Annotated in this window: 14 protein-coding genes and 1 pseudogene; 8 read left to right on the top strand and 7 right to left on the bottom strand. The window is 70.5% G+C overall.

What is annotated here, in order from left to right; translation table 11 throughout:
• Nucleotides 1-46 precede the first annotated feature (46 nt).
• The 3 genes from AB0K18_RS15100 to AB0K18_RS15090 are packed head-to-tail and all read left to right on the top strand — an operon-like array spanning nucleotide 47 to nucleotide 3,065.
• A complete protein-coding gene (locus tag AB0K18_RS15100; RefSeq protein WP_364914582.1) occupies nucleotides 47-1,261 on the top strand; it encodes an amidohydrolase family protein in 1,215 nt (404 codons plus the stop codon).
• 58 nt (nucleotides 1,262-1,319) lie between these two features.
• A complete protein-coding gene (locus AB0K18_RS15095; RefSeq protein WP_364914581.1) occupies nucleotides 1,320-2,366 on the top strand; it encodes an alpha/beta hydrolase-fold protein in 1,047 nt (348 codons plus the stop codon).
• A gap of 9 nt (nucleotides 2,367-2,375) precedes the next feature.
• A complete protein-coding gene (locus AB0K18_RS15090; RefSeq protein ID WP_364914580.1) occupies nucleotides 2,376-3,065 on the top strand; it encodes a helix-turn-helix domain-containing protein in 690 nt (229 codons plus the stop codon).
• A 186-nt stretch (nucleotides 3,066-3,251) separates the two neighbouring features.
• Here the strand turns inward: AB0K18_RS15090 and AB0K18_RS15085 are convergent, their stop codons facing one another.
• Together AB0K18_RS15085 and AB0K18_RS15080 are read right to left on the bottom strand one after the other, a co-directional pair.
• Nucleotides 3,252-3,893 carry an alpha-ketoglutarate-dependent dioxygenase AlkB gene (locus AB0K18_RS15085; RefSeq protein WP_364914661.1) on the bottom strand — a complete coding sequence of 214 codons (642 nt, stop codon included), beginning with the start codon at nucleotides 3,891-3,893 and terminating at the stop codon, nucleotides 3,252-3,254.
• 299 nt (nucleotides 3,894-4,192) lie between these two features.
• Nucleotides 4,193-4,882: a 2OG-Fe(II) oxygenase gene (locus AB0K18_RS15080; RefSeq protein ID WP_364914579.1), complete on the bottom strand. Its 690-nt coding sequence runs from the start codon at nucleotides 4,880-4,882 to the stop codon at nucleotides 4,193-4,195.
• A gap of 133 nt (nucleotides 4,883-5,015) precedes the next feature.
• Between AB0K18_RS15080 and AB0K18_RS15075 the strand changes: the two genes are divergently transcribed.
• The 3 genes and pseudogenes from AB0K18_RS15075 (at nucleotide 5,016) to AB0K18_RS15065 (ending at nucleotide 7,717) form a co-directional block, all read left to right on the top strand.
• Nucleotides 5,016-5,822, top strand: coding sequence for a lysophospholipase (locus tag AB0K18_RS15075; RefSeq protein ID WP_364914578.1), 807 nt, complete (start codon nucleotides 5,016-5,018; stop codon nucleotides 5,820-5,822).
• Nucleotides 5,823-6,715: 893 nt separating this feature from the next.
• Nucleotides 6,716-6,898 (top strand): annotated as a pseudogene (locus AB0K18_RS15070) (maleylpyruvate isomerase N-terminal domain-containing protein); the annotation flags it as partial.
• A 414-nt stretch (nucleotides 6,899-7,312) separates the two neighbouring features.
• Entirely contained in the window at nucleotides 7,313-7,717 is a 405-nt protein-coding gene (locus AB0K18_RS15065) for a hypothetical protein (RefSeq protein ID WP_364914664.1), read from the top strand.
• 657 nt (nucleotides 7,718-8,374) lie between these two features.
• Here the strand turns inward: AB0K18_RS15065 and recQ are convergent.
• Entirely contained in the window at nucleotides 8,375-10,198 is a 1,824-nt protein-coding gene (gene recQ, locus AB0K18_RS15060; RefSeq protein ID WP_364914577.1) for a DNA helicase RecQ, read from the bottom strand.
• Nucleotides 10,199-10,592: 394 nt separating this feature from the next.
• Here recQ and AB0K18_RS15055 point away from each other — a divergent pair, with 394 nt between their 5' ends.
• Together AB0K18_RS15055 and AB0K18_RS15050 are read left to right on the top strand one after the other, a co-directional pair.
• Complete coding sequence (locus tag AB0K18_RS15055; protein WP_364914576.1) at nucleotides 10,593-11,390, top strand: SDR family oxidoreductase; 798 nt, start codon at nucleotides 10,593-10,595, stop codon at nucleotides 11,388-11,390.
• 28 nt (nucleotides 11,391-11,418) lie between these two features.
• Nucleotides 11,419-11,670: a type B 50S ribosomal protein L31 gene (locus tag AB0K18_RS15050; RefSeq protein ID WP_364914575.1), complete on the top strand. Its 252-nt coding sequence runs from the start codon at nucleotides 11,419-11,421 to the stop codon at nucleotides 11,668-11,670.
• 99 nt (nucleotides 11,671-11,769) lie between these two features.
• Here the strand turns inward: AB0K18_RS15050 and AB0K18_RS15045 are convergent, their stop codons facing one another.
• From AB0K18_RS15045 to AB0K18_RS15030, 4 genes are all read right to left on the bottom strand, one after another.
• Nucleotides 11,770-12,009, bottom strand: a complete 240-nt coding sequence (locus AB0K18_RS15045; RefSeq protein WP_364914574.1) for a DUF6343 family protein — start codon at nucleotides 12,007-12,009, stop codon at nucleotides 11,770-11,772.
• Between the two features lie 26 nt (nucleotides 12,010-12,035).
• Nucleotides 12,036-12,740: a maleylpyruvate isomerase family mycothiol-dependent enzyme gene (locus AB0K18_RS15040; RefSeq protein ID WP_364914573.1), complete on the bottom strand. Its 705-nt coding sequence runs from the start codon at nucleotides 12,738-12,740 to the stop codon at nucleotides 12,036-12,038.
• Between the two features lie 31 nt (nucleotides 12,741-12,771).
• Entirely contained in the window at nucleotides 12,772-13,473 is a 702-nt protein-coding gene (locus tag AB0K18_RS15035) for a DUF4344 domain-containing metallopeptidase (RefSeq protein ID WP_364914572.1), read from the bottom strand.
• A gap of 170 nt (nucleotides 13,474-13,643) precedes the next feature.
• A complete protein-coding gene (locus AB0K18_RS15030) occupies nucleotides 13,644-14,384 on the bottom strand; it encodes a hypothetical protein (RefSeq protein WP_364914571.1) in 741 nt (246 codons plus the stop codon).
• Between the last annotated feature and the right edge of the window lie 94 nt (nucleotides 14,385-14,478).

Raw genomic sequence — 14,478 nt, 5'->3', positions numbered from 1 at the left:
ACGATCCCCTTCTCGCCGCCTTCAGGCCCGTGGCACGCTGGAACGCATGCGGATCATTCGGGCGGCGAAGGTGCTCACCGGACGTCCAGGAGAGGTGATCGAGAACGGCGAGATCCTCATCGACGGGCCCCGCATCGTCTCCGTGGGGCCGCGCGGCAGCGCCGGCGAGGCGGGCGAGGTGCTCGACCTGCCGGGACACACCGTCCTGCCAGGACTGGTCGACGCGCACGTGCACCTGGGCTTCGACGCCAAGGTCGACCCGGTGACGCGGCGCAGCGCCGAGAGCGACGCCCACCTGCTGCTGCGCATGGCCGAGAACGCGCGCAAGCTCGTCTCCGCCGGCGTCACCACCGCCCGCGACCTCGGCGCGCGCGGCTTCCTCGACCTGGCGCTGCGCGACGCCGTCGAGGAGGGCCTGGCCGTCGGCCCGCACATCGTGGCCGCCACCAGGCCGATCACCATCACCGGCGGCCACTGCTGGTACATGGGTGGCGAGGCCGACGACGAGGCCGCCATCCGCCGCGTGGCCAGGGAGAACCTGCGGGCCGGCGCCGACTGCCTCAAGGTGATGGCCTCCGGCGGTCAGATGACGCCGGGCGCGCCGCCGAGCTGGGTCCCGCAGTACGGCACCGAGCAGCTCCGCGCCGTCGTCGAGGAGGCCGCCACGCGCGGCAAGGGCGTCGCCGCCCACGCCCACGCGCACGCCGCCATCCGCAGCTCCGTCGAGGCCGGCGTCACCACGATCGAGCACTGCACGTTCTTCACCCCGTCGGGACACCGCTACGACCCGAAGCTGGTGGAGCTGGTCGCGGCCAGCGGCACGTACGTCTGCCCGACCGTGCACGGAGTCTTCGACCGCATCAGGAAGGTGCACGGGCAGGAGATGCTCGACGCCTGGCTGTCCGGCGTCGCCCGCATGCGGGAGGCGGGGGTGCGGCAGATCGCGGGCACCGACGCCGGGTTCGCGGTGGGCGAGGTGGCCAACCCGACCGACGGGTACGTGGGCGGGCTCGAGGTGTTCGCGATGGCCGGCTACCGCAACGCCGAGATCATCGAGCTGGCCACCGTGCTGGCCGCCGACGCCTGCGGGGTGGGCGAGGTGACCGGCAGCCTCGACCCCGGCAAGCGGGCCGACGTCATCGCGGTCACGGGCGACCCCCTCGAACGCATCGCCGACCTGCGCAACCTCTCGCTCGTGCTGGTCTCGGGCCGGTCCGTGACCCAGGCGGGCGTCGACACCACCACCCTGTCGGTCGGCTGAACTGTCGGTGCCGTACGGCATCCTGATCTCACCACACGTTCCCCCGAGGAGAGCCCGTATGCTGCCCTGGTCCGCCGACCTCGCCGGTCGCCTCGACCACCGCGTCGTCGAGAGCGCGCTGCTGCGCGGCAACCCCCTCGGCGACCCGCACGAGCGGCCGCTGGTCGTCTACGTCCCGCCCGGCTACGACGACGCGCCCGACCGCCGCTACCCGACCATCTACGTCCTGCTCGGCTACACCGGCCACGTCGCGATGTGGTTCAACAGGGCCCCGTTCCGCCAGCCCTACCCCGAGCTGACCGACGCCCTGTTCGCGGCGGGCGACGTGCCGCCCGCGATCGTCGTCTACGTCGACGCCTGGACCTCGCTCGGCGGCAGCCAATATCTCGACTCGCCCGCCACCGGCCGCTACCACTCCTACCTGCGCGACGAGATCGTCCCCTACGTCGACGCCCACTACCGCACGCTCGCCGACCGCGACCACCGCGCGATCACCGGCAAGTCGAGCGGCGGCTACGGCGCGATGGTGACCGCCATGCTGGCGCCCGACGTGTTCGGCGCGCTGGCCACCCACGCCGGAGACGCGCTGTTCGAGGTCAGCATGCGGCGCACGTTCCCGATGCTGGCGCGGCGGCTGCGCGACCTGTACGACGGCTCCTACGACGCCTTCCTCACCGACTTCCGCGGCCGGCTGGCCGGCACGAAGGACGGCGACCTGGAGCTGCTGGAGATGTACGCCTACGCGGCCGCCTACTCCGCCGACGACGACGGCACCGTGCGGCTGCCGTTCGACGACACCGGCGCGGTCGTGCCCGAGGTGTGGCAGCGCTGGCTCGCCCACGACCCGGTCGTGATGGCCGGCGAGCCGCGCCACGCCGAGGCGCTGCGCTCCCTGCGGGCCGTCTGGATCGACGCGGGCCGCCGCGACGAATACTTCCTCGACTTCGGCGCCGTGGCCTTCCGCCGCGCGGTGGAGGCGGCGGGCGTGCCCGGCGACCGGGTCGCCTTCGAGCTCTTCGACGCAGGTCACGGGGGCATCGAATACCGCTATCCACTTGCCCTTGCCTGGCTCGCCCGCCGCCTCACCGCAGACGAGGTCCAGTAGGCTGCCGCAATGGAACTGAAGGACCAGGTACGCGAGCTGCGCGAGCAGGGCATGTCGCCCAAGCAGATCGCGCGGGCGCTCAAGGTCTCGCCGTCGGTCGTCGCGCCGCTGGTGCGCGCCATCGCCGAGGAGACCGCTCAGGCCACCGGCCCCGGCGAGGCCGAGGTGATGGGCTGCTGGATCAACGTCGGCTGGAGCGAGGGGCTCGGCGTCGATTCCGCGCGCGGCTGGGTCGACGAGGCCCCCGGCTCCGGCGGTGGCGGCAACGTGTGCGTGCTGGTCGCCCGGCGCTACAACTGGGACCGCCTGACGGTCTGCGGCTACCTGGCCGACGTCTACTGCCAGGGCGTCAAGGCCGTCATCGGCCCCGACGTGCTCGACGACCGCGACCTCGCGCGCTTCCGCGAATACTTCTTCGGCGAATACGCCGGCTGGCAGGAGGCCCCGATCGAGCTGGCCAGGCACCTGGTGTTCGGCTCCATCGACTACGCCCAGTCGCTCGGCTTCGAGCCCAACGACCTGTTCTCGCTCGGCGCCGACGTGCTGGGCAAGTGGGAGGAGGAGCCGGCGATCACGTTCGGCCGCGACGGCAGGCCGTTCTACGTCGAGGGCCCCGACGACGACACCGCCAAGGTGCTGCGCACGCTGCGGCGCCGCTTCTCCGACGACGAGTTCGGCTACGTCCCCGCAACCCAGTGACGCGAGACTGCGTCACCCGCCCGCGCTGACGCGGAGGCGCGTCTCCCGCCCGCGCTGGCGCGAGACTGCGTCGCCCGCTTGCGCGGACGCGGGGGCGCGTCGCTCGCTTGCGCTGACGTGAGACTGCGTCGCCCGCTTGCGCTTACGCACGGCTGCGTCTCCTGCTTGCGGTGACGCGGGGGCGCGTCAGCCCAGGCCGGTGACGCGCATCGTGAGGTTGAGCCGGCCGGCGGCCAGGCCCGTGGCCGGGTCGCCGGTGCCCGGATAGACCTTCGGCACCCCGTGATAGGCCAGCCGCGACGGCCCGCCGAACACGAACAGGTCACCCGATTCGAGCCGCACGTCGGTGTACGGCTTGCCGCGCGTCTCGGTGTTGCCGAACCGGAACAGGCAGGCGTCGCCGATGCTGAGCGAGACCACGGGGGCGTCCGCGCGCTCGTCCTTGTCCTGGTGCATGCCCATCCGCGCCTGGCCGTCGTAGAAGTTGATCAGGGCGGTGTCGGGGTCGTACGGCGTCTCCTTCCCGTACGCGTCGGCCAGGGCCCGCCGGCCCAGCTCCTTGAGCCACGCCGGGAACTCCGCCACCCGGCGGCCGTTCACGTCGTGGGCCAGGCGGGTGTAGCGGTAGGGCTGCCAGTGCCAGCCGACGCAGACCGTCTGCACGGACATGACGCCGCCGCCCGGCAGCACGGTGTGCCGGATCGGCACGGGGCCCTTCGCCCATTCCCGGCATGCCTGGACGAGGTGGCGTTGCTGATCGAGGCTGAGCCAGCCAGGCACGTGCACCGCACCCGGGGCGATCTCTCGGAACGGTAGCGGGATCACGATATTTCCTGATCTGGGGTCGTTGCTCGGTGGGGAATCGTGCACCACATGCCCCATCTTCCCGGGGACGGCCCATGCGACCCATTCGGGCTCGTGAACCTGCTCGGCTCGTGAACCTGCTCGGCTCGTGAACCTGCTCGGCTCGTGAACCTGCTCGGCTCGTGAACCTGCTCGGCTCGTGAACCTGTTCGGCTTCGCTGAGCTGCTCGCGTGGCCTCCTGGAGTCGCTATGCGCGGCCCCGCGAAGCGGCCCGGTTCGGCCTCGTGGGGTCCGTCCCATTGGCGTGAGGCGTGACGGGGACTTATGTGGCGTCGTGGAGGACGAGGCCGAGGGTGTGGCGCAGGCCGGAGCGTACGGTGCTGACGCCGTGCCGCACCGGCGCGGCCGACCAGCCGCGCGACGACCGCACCGGCCGGTCGCGTGTGGTGAAGACCAGCCCGTGACCCTGGGGCAGCAGCGTCACCGTGCCCCGCGACTGAGCCCGCGGCCGCTGCTCCACCAGCAGGAACTCGCCACCCGTGTAGTCGTGACCGGGCCGGTCGAGCCCGATCACCACCTGCAGCGGGAACACCAGGTCGCCGTAGAGGTCGCGGTGCAGGGCGTTCCAGTCGTTCTCGCGGTAGCGGAGCAGGATCGGGGTCGGCCTGGTCTGGCCGGCACGGTGGCACATGTCCAGCCATTCACCGAAATCGTCCGGCCAGGGCGCGGGCTGCCCCAGCCGGGCCGCCCAATCCCTGGCGATCGGCAGCAACCGGGCGTAGAACGCGGCCCTCAGCCCTGCGATCAGGGGAGGGATCGGGTGCCCGAAATATCGGTACTGTCCGGCGCCGAAGCGGTGCCGTTCCATGTCGATGGTGGCGCGGAAGTGCCCGGGTTCGTCGTACAGGCCGGCGATCTGCGCGCACTCCTCCGGAGTGAGCACCTGCGGGGTCAGCGCGCAGCCGTACGCGTCGAGCTCACGCGCCAGCCGCTCGTCCGTCACGATGTCCATGTCTTTCCCAACACCGCCGCCTCGCCGGAACTCGGCAGTTTTCGGACCTCGCGCCCGGTTATTTGATCGCGGAGGCCGGACGTCGTACGCTCACCGCACTCCGAACCCAGGAGTGAGCACCCAGGGAGTAGGCATGGCCGCGTCGCGCGAGTACACCTTCACCGGCACCCGAGTCGTCAACCACGTCCGCGAATGGCCCAACGACCGGCCGCGCTACGTCGCCCTCCTGGTGCACGGCTACGGCGAGCACATCGGCCGATACGAGTACGTGGCCGACCGGCTCGTCCGCCACGGCGCCGCCGTCTACGGGCTCGACCACATGGGCCACGGCAGGTCCGAGGGCGACCGGGTGCTCATCGCGAACTACGAGGACGTGGTGGCCGACGTGCACACCCTCGAGGAGCAGGCCAGGGCGGCGCATCCGGACGTACCGGTGGTGATGATCGGCCATTCCATGGGCGGTCTCATCGCCGCCCGCTACGCCCAGCGCTACGGCAGCGGCCTGGCCGCGCTGGTCCTGTCGGGGCCGGTGCTCGGGGAGTGGGCGGTCGTGCCGCAGCTGCTGGCCTACCCGGAGCCGCCCGACACGCCCATCGACCCGGCCACGCTGTCCCGTGACCCGGCCGTGGGGGAGACGTACGCGGCCGACCCGCTGGTCTGGCACGGCCCGTTCAAGCGGACCACGCTCGAAGCCCTCGCCACGATCCTCGACGTCATCACCAGGTCCGGCCCCCTCGGCCCCCTCCCCACCCTCTGGGCCCATGGCGAGGACGACCAGCTGGTCCCCCTGGAAGGCACCCGCACCGGCATAGCCGCCATCCGTGGCACAAACCTGACCGAACGCATCTACCCAGGCGCCCGGCACGAGATCTTCAACGAGACGAACAAGGACGAGGTGCTGGACGACGTCACCGCATTCATCGACCAGTCCCTGTCGTAACAGAATCAACATCCGCTACGAACAGTGACCATCACCCAAGGGGCGGCGCTCCACGCCAGGACGCGGAGGCGATCGGGCATCACCCACGCTTCGTCGTGAGACGCACACCGGACTGTGGCGGCCAGTCGAGCATCAGCCGCCCCCTGCCATGACGGACCTGGGGCCTGATCAGCGGTCGGCCGTGGGCCGGAATGGCGGAGCCGGGGCGTCATTCCACCGGAAGCCAGACATGTCCTGAGCCACGCGTACGGCTGAGTTCGACCTTCCAACACCCCGCCTTCGGGAACACGAACCCAGTGCCCCACTCCTGCCCCGGCCTGCGCCAGGTGGACCCGCCATGCTCCTCAGGCCCCCAGACCCGCTTGGCCTGAGTACCGTCGCCCAGACTTGCCCGAACCTGCAGCGGCCCCTCCCCGGTCATCCGCCACACGATCTTGACCTCGTCCCCACGCTTCAACGGAGTCTCGGCCACGAACAACAACCCCCACAACTCAGCCCCCTGAGCGGTCCCTCGCACCTCCGGAAACCCCTCACCAAGCATCACCGACGTCCCCTGACACCCCACCCCAGTCCGCGCCGGACTAGCCGCCACCCGCCCCGACTCCCCACTCTCCGCCACCACCCCCGTAGCCGGAGGCCCACCACCAGCCTCACCCTTGGGTTCAGGGCCCTGCCCCGCACACCCACCCGCCACCATGGCGACCACAACACCCACAACCCCACGCCACACTCTCACCGGATCCTCCTCTACCTCGCTGTCCGCGTCGTCGTCCCACCCCCACTACTCCGAATCCCGACAGAAGGTTCCAGCTCCGTCCCAGCGCACGACCCGCTCTGACAGGTCCCCGATGAGTTCTCGCCTCGCCACGGGTCTCCCTCTATGAGGAGGCGATATGAGCGAGCATGAGCAGGCGCTGAAAGCAGGGGTGGCACTGCTGGAAAGAGCCATCACGTACGCCCTCGGCAGCCTGCGCCTGGTCACCCCGGCCACCCTCTGCCGCCCCACCCCCTGCACAGGCTGGACCCTGCACCGCCTACTGACCCACCTGACGGACTCATTCCAAACCCTCGCCGAAGCCGCAGGTACCTCTATCTCGCTCACACCCCAGAGCCAGGAACACGAGCGCCCACCCCTGACCCCCACCCTCCACCGGCCAACCCCACTCCCCGGCTTCGGCCCTGGGCTTGGGCCGGGGCTCGGGGCCGGCCCTCCATCCGGGTACGAGCACAGGCGTGGGCCTGGGGACGGACGCGGGTTCGGTGGAGCGCATGGATACGGGCCGAGGGCCGGACGCAGCTCGGAGCCTGCGCACCAAGGTGGGCTCGAAGAGGGGCGCGGGTCGGGTGCCGTGCGCGGCTACGAGCCGACGCCTCGCCAAGGCCCTGGGCTTGCGCCCGGAATAGAGCCTGACGACAGGCTTGTGCACGGAATGGAGCCTGGCGACAGGCTTGTGCACGGAATAGAGCCTGACGACAGGCTTGTGCACGGAATGGAGTCTGACGACAGGCATGGGGATGAGTGCGAGTCCGGGTTCCGTAACCCGGCTCTGCTGCTCAGGGATAGCGCCACCGAGGTGCTCGGGCAGTGGGTCGCTCTGTCGGGGGATGCTCTCATCACCGTCGGCGGACGCAGGTTGACCCGTCCGATGGTGGCTGCGGTGGGCGCGATCGAGATCGCCGTCCACAGCTGGGACGTGGCCATGGCGTGCGGTGAACGCCACCCGCTTCCGCCTCTCCTGGCCGAAGAACTGCTCGACCTGGCCCGGCTGTTCGTCACCAATCAGGAGCGGCCCGCCCGCTTCGCCCCACCCCTCACCGTCCCTCCGCACGCCCCCGCCCAGGACCACCTCCTCGCCTACCTCGGCCGCGACCCCACCTGGATCCCCTTCCACTGAACACCTGCACCGAGGCCCTCCACCAGCTACGTTGAGCCCGTTCGCCAACGGCGCTGAGGCCGTTCGCCAACGGCGTCGTGCTGCAGCGTCTTCGTCAGTGGCTTCGTCCACGGGTGAGGAGAGGGCGGGTTCCGGCCGAAGGTTGCGCTTGTGGGCTCTGCTCCGAAGGCCCAAGGTGGCGGGTTTCGCCGGCTGGGCGTTCGAGGAGGCCGTGGCGCGGTGGGTGCTGGGAGGGGCTCGTGGTGGTGGCGACGGCCGCACGAAGAACGGTCGTCGCCACCACGTTGGCCGGCCTGTCCGCGGTGGACGAAGGGGTCGCCTCGCGGACTCAGGCCGGACGGGTTACCGTCCCCCCGGCACGGTGTGGCTTGGGTGGCCTTCCAGCCGTGGCTGGATACCTTAACCGATCTTCTCACCGTATCGGTCGGAACGACGCTGGGTTGTACCAAGAGCCGCGTCACGGTGTGCGGTTTGACATTTCCGTACAAAGTGATCGTACGACGTGTGGGGTGGTGTTGTGCAGCCGGGTTCCGGTGCCTGGACGCTCCTTACGTCACTGTCCGCGGTCGACTCGGGTTGGCTGGGCGATGTGCTGGTGGTCGGCGCGGGGGGTCGGTCCCGGAGTGTTGCAGCCGGATGGCTTCCGGGCGCTTGCGGTTACGGGGCGGGGGTGTCCTCCTGCAGGACTTCCAGGACTTGTTCGCCGTACTTCGCGAGTTTGTTCTCGCCTACGCCGTTGACCTTGCTCAGCTCTGCCAGGGTCGTGGGGCGGGCGGTGGCGATCTCGCGGAGAGTCGCGTCGTGGAAGATGACGTAGGCGGGGATGCCCTGCTCCTTGGCGGTGGCGCCGCGCCACGCGCGGAGGAGTTCGAAGAGGGGGGCGGCTTCGGCGGGCAGCTCGACGGCGGCCTTCGCGGACTTCGCCGAGCCGGCCACCTTGGCGCGGTCCGGGCGGAGGGTGTCGCGGCGCAGCCGCACCTCGCGCCGGCCGCGCAGCACGTCGGCGCTGGCGTCGGTGAGCACCAGGGCGCCGTAGTCGGACTCCACCGCCAGCAGGCCCTGGGCGAGGAGCTGGCGTACGACGCCGTGCCACTCCGCGTTGCCCAGGTCGGTGCCCACGCCGAAGACCGTCAGCGTGTCGTGGTCGTGCTGGATCACCTTGGCGGTCTTCTTGCCGAGCAGGATGTCGACCACCTGCCCCACCCCGAACTTCTGCCGCCGCTCCCGCGCCAGCCGCAGCACGGTGGACAGCACCTTCTGGGCGGGGACCGTGCCGTCCCACGACTCGGGCGGAGCCTGGCAGGTGTCGCAGTTGCCGCAGGGCTGCGAGCCCTCCTGGCCGAAGTAGTCGAGCAGCATCGTGCGGCGGCAGCCGACCGTCTCGCACAGCGCGAGCATCGCGTCGAGGTGGAGCACCTGGCGGCGGCGGTGGGCGTCGTCGCCCTCCATGGCCATGCGCCGGTGCTGGACGACGTCTTGCAGCCCGTACGCCATCCACGCCGTCGCCGGCAGCCCGTCGCGCCCCGCCCGCCCGGTCTCCTGGTAGTAGCCCTCCACCGACTTCGGCAGGTCGAGGTGGGCCACGAAGCGCACGTCAGGCTTGTCGATGCCCATGCCGAACGCGATCGTGGCCACCACCACGAGCCCGTCTTCGCGCAGGAAGCGGGCCTGGTGGTGGGCGCGGGTGCGGGCGTCGAGGCCCGCGTGGTAGGGGACGGCGGCGATGCCGTTGTCGGCCAGGAACTCGGCGATCTTCTCCACGGACGAGCGCGACAGGCAGTAGACGATGCCGGAGTCGCCGTCGTGCTCGGTGCGCAGGAACTCCAGCAGCTGCCGCTTGGGGTCGTTCTTGGCACTGATGCGGTAGTGGATGTTGGGGCGGTCGAAGCTGGCCACGAAGTGGCGGGCCTGGTCGAGGTTGAGCCGGGAGGAGATCTCGCGGTGGGTGGCCGGCGTGGCGGTGGCGGTGAGCGCGATGCGCGGCACCTCCGGCCACAGCTCGTGCAGCCGGGAAAGCTCCAGATAGTCGGGACGGAAGTCGTGGCCCCACTGCGCCACGCAGTGTGCCTCGTCGATCGCGAACACCGAGATGTCGCCCTTGGCCAGCAGCCGCTGCGTCGCCTCGACACGCAGCCGCTCGGGGGCGAGGTAGAGCAGGTCGAGCTCGCCGGCCAGGAACTCCGACTCGACGAGCTGGCGTTCGTCGAAGTCCTGCGTCGAGTTGAGGAACCCGGCGCGTACGCCCAGCGCCCTGAGCGCGTCCACCTGGTCCTGCATCAGGGCGATCAAGGGGGAGATGACCACGCCGACGCCTCGGCGCACCAGGGCGGGGATCTGGTAGCACAACGACTTGCCGCCGCCGGTGGGCATCAGGACGAGCGCGTCACCCCCGGCGACCACGTGATCGATGATCTCCTGCTGGCCCTCGCGGAAGGAGTCGTAGCCGAACACGCGATGCAGGACGTCGGTGGGGGTATCCATGCGGCTACCTTACGTGTTCGGTGGCGGGCGGATGGCCGGTTCCGCCGACGGCGGAGCCGGGCAGCAGCCTACGAAACCGCCCAGATGCGGGGGTCTCGACCTCTCCGGAGGCCGACGCCGTCACAAGGGCCGGTACGACTCGACCTGCCGGCTAGGGGGTGGCCGAGGGATCGTGCTGCACGTCTACCGTACTCAAGCGGTCGCCTCTCCCGTACGCCCTCCGCCGGTCGATGCGTGTAATGAAGCGCGCCGTAGCCGGCCGTCCGATTGATCGCCGGTGTGCCGATCAATCGTTTGCGGAACGTCCCGCCGCTGATCGCGAACTACTGCATTCCCGGCCATTCTCGCGGGCATTGCGGGAATGGCGTGACGCGTGTCACTACGCGCACTACAAATGATCGAATGGCCGCATAGCGTAAGCATTATGAGCATTTCCTACGTAGTGACTGGTGGCGGACGAGGCATCGGCAGGGCCGTGGCCGAGAGGCTCCTGCGCGACGAGGAGGCCACCGTGATCGCCGTCGAACGTGACAAGGAGGCGTTGTCCTGGGCGGACGGCCGGCGGATCGTGCCGGTGATCGGGGACGCGGCCGACGAGGAGGTCGCCGCCTGGGCCGCCGACCTGGCGCAGGAGTCGGGCACGCTGGCTGGGTGGGTCAACAACGCGGCGATCTTCCGTGACGCCTCCGTGGACGCGTCGCCGATCGCCGAGGTCAGGGCCTTGATCGCGGCCAATCTCGATCTGGCGGTGGTGGGGTGCGCGACCGCCGTACGCCACTTCCTGGCCGCCGGCACTCCCGGCGCCATCGTGAACGTCACCTCGCACCAGGCCGCCAGGCCCGTGCCCGGCAGCCTGCCGTACGCGACGGCCAAGGCCGCCACGGAGGGGCTGACCAGGGCGCTGGCCGTGGAGTACGGGCGGCGTGGCATCCGGGTGAACGCGGTGGCGCCCGGTTCGGTGGCGACCGAACGGTATGAGCGGTTCCTGGCGGAGCAGGGTCCCGAGGGGGCTGCGGCCGTGGAGGCCGAGCTGGCCCGGCTGCATCCGCTGGGGCGGGTCGCCACGCCGGCCGAGGTGGCGTCCGTCGTGGCGTATCTGCTCTCGGCCGACGCGTCCTTCGTCAACGGGGTGACGGTGCCGGTGGACGGGGGTCGTGCGGTGCTGGGGCTCGATCCTGAGGCTCGGGAATGAAAACCGTTGCCATCGGGTTGCAGGGGGCATGAAGAAGAACCTGCACCCCGCGTACCGCCCGGTCGTCTTCCGCGACCCGAGCGCCGGCTACGCCTTCCTCACCCGCTCCACGCTGACCAGCGACAAGACGGTCGAGTGGCAGGACGGCAGGACCTACCCCGTCATCGACGTGGACGTGTCGTCCGCGAGCCACCCCTTCTACACGGGCAAGGGCCGCATCCTCGACACGGCCGGCCGCGTCGAGCGCTTCAAGCAGCGCTATGGCCGCGCCACGTCCTGAAATTTCCGGACAGATCGCACTGACGCCCGCGCGCCCCGAGGGCCCCATCCCGGGACGCGCGGGCGCACTGCGTTCCGGGGGCGGCCCTGAAGGCGGTGGTCAGCGGGTTTCCCGGCGGCGCCGGATGATCAGGAGGTCGACGGCCGCGACGACGGCCACTGCGGCGGCGATCGCCGCCTCCCACACCCACACCTGTTCGCCCGTCCGCATGGCCTGGACGGCGAAGAACACCGCAGCCACCACCCCCAGCACCAAGGCGACGATCGACAGCACCCGCCGCACGCCCAGCGCGCTGCGGGCCGTCACCGGCTCGGTGCCCTCGCGATCACGTAGCCACATGGGATCCGTCCTCTCCGAGTAAGGGTTCAGGCCAGGCAGCGCAGGGCGGCCGCCAGCCGTGGGTCGAGGTCGTGGCCGGCGGGGAGCCGGCCCACGGTGGCCGCCACGAAGTCCGAGGATGGGAGCGTCGCGCTGACCCCGTTCACGGACGCCCTGATCTGCCCGTCAGCGGGCTCCACCTGCACCTTGGCCTCCTGCTCGGCCAGGACGAAGCGGCCCACCGCCACCCGCCACGCCGTCCGCCCGGCGGCCTCGTCGGACGAGACGGGCGCGCCCACGTCGTCGGCGTGGGTGGCGTACTCGGAGTCGTAGTGGAAGGTCTGGTGGCCCACCGGGTAGGGCCCGGCCAGGGTGTCGAGGGTGCCGTCGTAACCCAGTGCCCGCATGCGCGCCCGAGTCTCGCCGTTCTTGGTGCGCCACTCCTCCAGCACCTGCCCGATGGGCAGGCTCCTGCGCTGGCGTACGGACAGCTCGTTGAAGTCGTTGTAGTCGCTCACGCCCTCGGTGGCCAGCCGCGCCATGAGGTCCGGGACGGTCCCGTCGAGGCAGGCGTGGTTGTAGAGCTCCTCGCCCGCGAGGTGCGCGAGCACGTCGCGGACCGACCAGCCGGAGCATCGCGACGGCCGCGCCCAGCCGGCCTCGTCGAGGCCGGAGAAGAAGCGGTCGAGCCTGGCGGCCTCGGCGTCGAAGATGTCGAACGGGTTGACGTCTCTGAGCAGGTCCTCGGACATACCGGGGACGCTACCCGTCAGATCCGACGATTCACGGCCCGGTACGGACGGCGCCCCCGATGGCCGACCTGACCCGCTCGTACTCGGCGGGGCAGGAGGGCGCCCGCTCCGGCGGCACCCAGCCGCCCTTGGCGATGGGGGCGTACTTGGCCGGGTCGGAGCCGTAGAGCAGGCAGGCGAACGTGGCCGACTCCTTCATGCCCTCCAGGTGCTCGGCGCCGTCGTGGCCGGCGAGCAGGTGGCGGGCCTCGGCGGCGGCCACGACGTGCTCGGGGTCGTCGGCGAGCAGCGTGAGCGCGGCGAACTGGTCGGCCTGCCCGACGCTGTCGGGCAGGCCGTTGAGGGTGGTGAGCGCGTGGCCGAGCTGGCGGTGGAAGAGCATGGCGAGCGCGCCGTCGGTGCGGGCACCGGTGGCCTTCGCGTCGGCCTCCTCGGTCTCGGAGATGCCCTTGATCGTGCGGTGCACCTTGTCGACCAGCGAGTAGCAGATGGTGATGCGGCGCTCGCCGGAGCTCCAGGTGGCCTCAGGGGAGTCGCAGTCGCGGGCGACGACCTTCACCTCGCGCGGCGGCATGATGTCGGTCTTGAGCGCCTCGCTCTTCTTCAGCAGCCGTTCTGCCTGCTCGGCGCGGTTGGAGGAGGGCTGCTCATAGCGTACGGACACCTCAGGTGAGGGTGCCGCTCCCAGGGCGCTCGTGATGCTCAGGACGAGGGCGATCACGGGGTGCGGCATCCGGGGAGCTCCTTCAGGGGTCGGCCGTCGCAATGGGTGGTCCCATGCGGCGAAACCAAGATCGCTAAACCTCCCGGACGGTAAAAAAGCCGGAAGCCCGGCCCCACGAGGGGGACCGGGCTTCTCGGCCTGGATCACATGAGCGGGACCTTCAGGCCCTGCCCAGGTGGTCAGTGACGGTGCCAGGTGTAGACGCGCACGTAGTCGGTACGGCTCTTGGTGTCCTCGAGACGGCGGTCGCCGCTGAAGACGGCGCGGAAGGAGCCGCTCTTGTACGCGCGGGTCTTGGCGTAGAACTTGCCACCCCACGACGTACGGTCGGTGGCGACCCACTTCCAGGTGCTGGAGCCGAAGGCCTTGTAGTAAATGTTCACCCGCTCGTTGCGGACGCCGTCCCAGTCACGGCCGTCGCGGGCCTCGAGACGACCGGTGAAGGTGATGGACTTGCCCTTGCGCACCTTGCCGGGGCTGGCGTAGAAGCGCGAGATGCGGGTGTCGTCCTTGCTCTTCACCTGCTTGACGTAGAAGTACGCCGAGTCCGTGGCGATCCGCTTGCCGTCGCGGTCGAAGGCCACGGCGGTGGCCCTCCACTTGCCCTGCGGGTCGTTCTCGTTGAAGGCGGCGCTGAAGCGCCAGCCCTCGAGGCCCTTGACGTCCTTGGCGGCGAGCGTGCGCACGCCCGCGGGGGCGACGCTGAGCTCGACGCGCTCGACGTTGCGGCTGGCGAGGACGTTGAAGTGCGCCGTGGTCTCGGCGCCCTCCTTGACCAGGACCGGGTTCGGGCTGACGTCCTTGATGTAGAGCTTGGTGTGGGGCCTCGCGGCGGTGGACGCCGAAGCGACGCCCGCGCCCGAAACCAACATGGTGCCGCCGACCATGGCGGTCAGGATGCCTACTGCGAACTTCTTCATGAGGGTGCTGATTCCTCTCCCCGTATTGACTTCAGAGCGTGGCCTGGGGGTGCCGCGCTCCCTCTACTACTTTGAGGCACGGGATCGGGAAAAG

Source organism: Nonomuraea sp. NPDC049421 (genome assembly GCF_040677005.1).
GTDB lineage: Bacteria > Actinomycetota > Actinomycetes > Streptosporangiales > Streptosporangiaceae > Nonomuraea > Nonomuraea salmonea.
Note: the sequence above shows the minus strand (reverse complement) of the source record. Positions and strands in the feature narration are given on the sequence as shown.

What these genes read in the sequence shown, in the direction of transcription:
- AB0K18_RS15040 (WP_364914573.1), bottom strand. Translation starts at nt 12,740, where the DNA reads ATGTCCGAGGACCTGCTCAGAGACGTCAACCCGTTCGACATCTTCGAC.
- recQ (WP_364914577.1), bottom strand. Translation starts at nt 10,198, where the DNA reads ATGGATACCCCCACCGACGTCCTGCATCGCGTGTTCGGCTACGACTCC.
- AB0K18_RS15030 (WP_364914571.1), bottom strand. Translation starts at nt 14,384, where the DNA reads ATGAAGAAGTTCGCAGTAGGCATCCTGACCGCCATGGTCGGCGGCACC.
- AB0K18_RS15075 (WP_364914578.1), top strand. Translation starts at nt 5,016, where the DNA reads ATGGCCGCGTCGCGCGAGTACACCTTCACCGGCACCCGAGTCGTCAAC.
- AB0K18_RS15065 (WP_364914664.1), top strand. Translation starts at nt 7,313, where the DNA reads ATGGAGTCTGACGACAGGCATGGGGATGAGTGCGAGTCCGGGTTCCGT.
- AB0K18_RS15090 (WP_364914580.1), top strand. Translation starts at nt 2,376, where the DNA reads ATGGAACTGAAGGACCAGGTACGCGAGCTGCGCGAGCAGGGCATGTCG.
- AB0K18_RS15095 (WP_364914581.1), top strand. Translation starts at nt 1,320, where the DNA reads ATGCTGCCCTGGTCCGCCGACCTCGCCGGTCGCCTCGACCACCGCGTC.
- AB0K18_RS15050 (WP_364914575.1), top strand. Translation starts at nt 11,419, where the DNA reads ATGAAGAAGAACCTGCACCCCGCGTACCGCCCGGTCGTCTTCCGCGAC.
- AB0K18_RS15080 (WP_364914579.1), bottom strand. Translation starts at nt 4,882, where the DNA reads ATGGACATCGTGACGGACGAGCGGCTGGCGCGTGAGCTCGACGCGTAC.
- AB0K18_RS15100 (WP_364914582.1), top strand. Translation starts at nt 47, where the DNA reads ATGCGGATCATTCGGGCGGCGAAGGTGCTCACCGGACGTCCAGGAGAG.
- AB0K18_RS15055 (WP_364914576.1), top strand. Translation starts at nt 10,593, where the DNA reads ATGATCGAATGGCCGCATAGCGTAAGCATTATGAGCATTTCCTACGTA.
- AB0K18_RS15035 (WP_364914572.1), bottom strand. Translation starts at nt 13,473, where the DNA reads ATGCCGCACCCCGTGATCGCCCTCGTCCTGAGCATCACGAGCGCCCTG.
- AB0K18_RS15045 (WP_364914574.1), bottom strand. Translation starts at nt 12,009, where the DNA reads ATGTGGCTACGTGATCGCGAGGGCACCGAGCCGGTGACGGCCCGCAGC.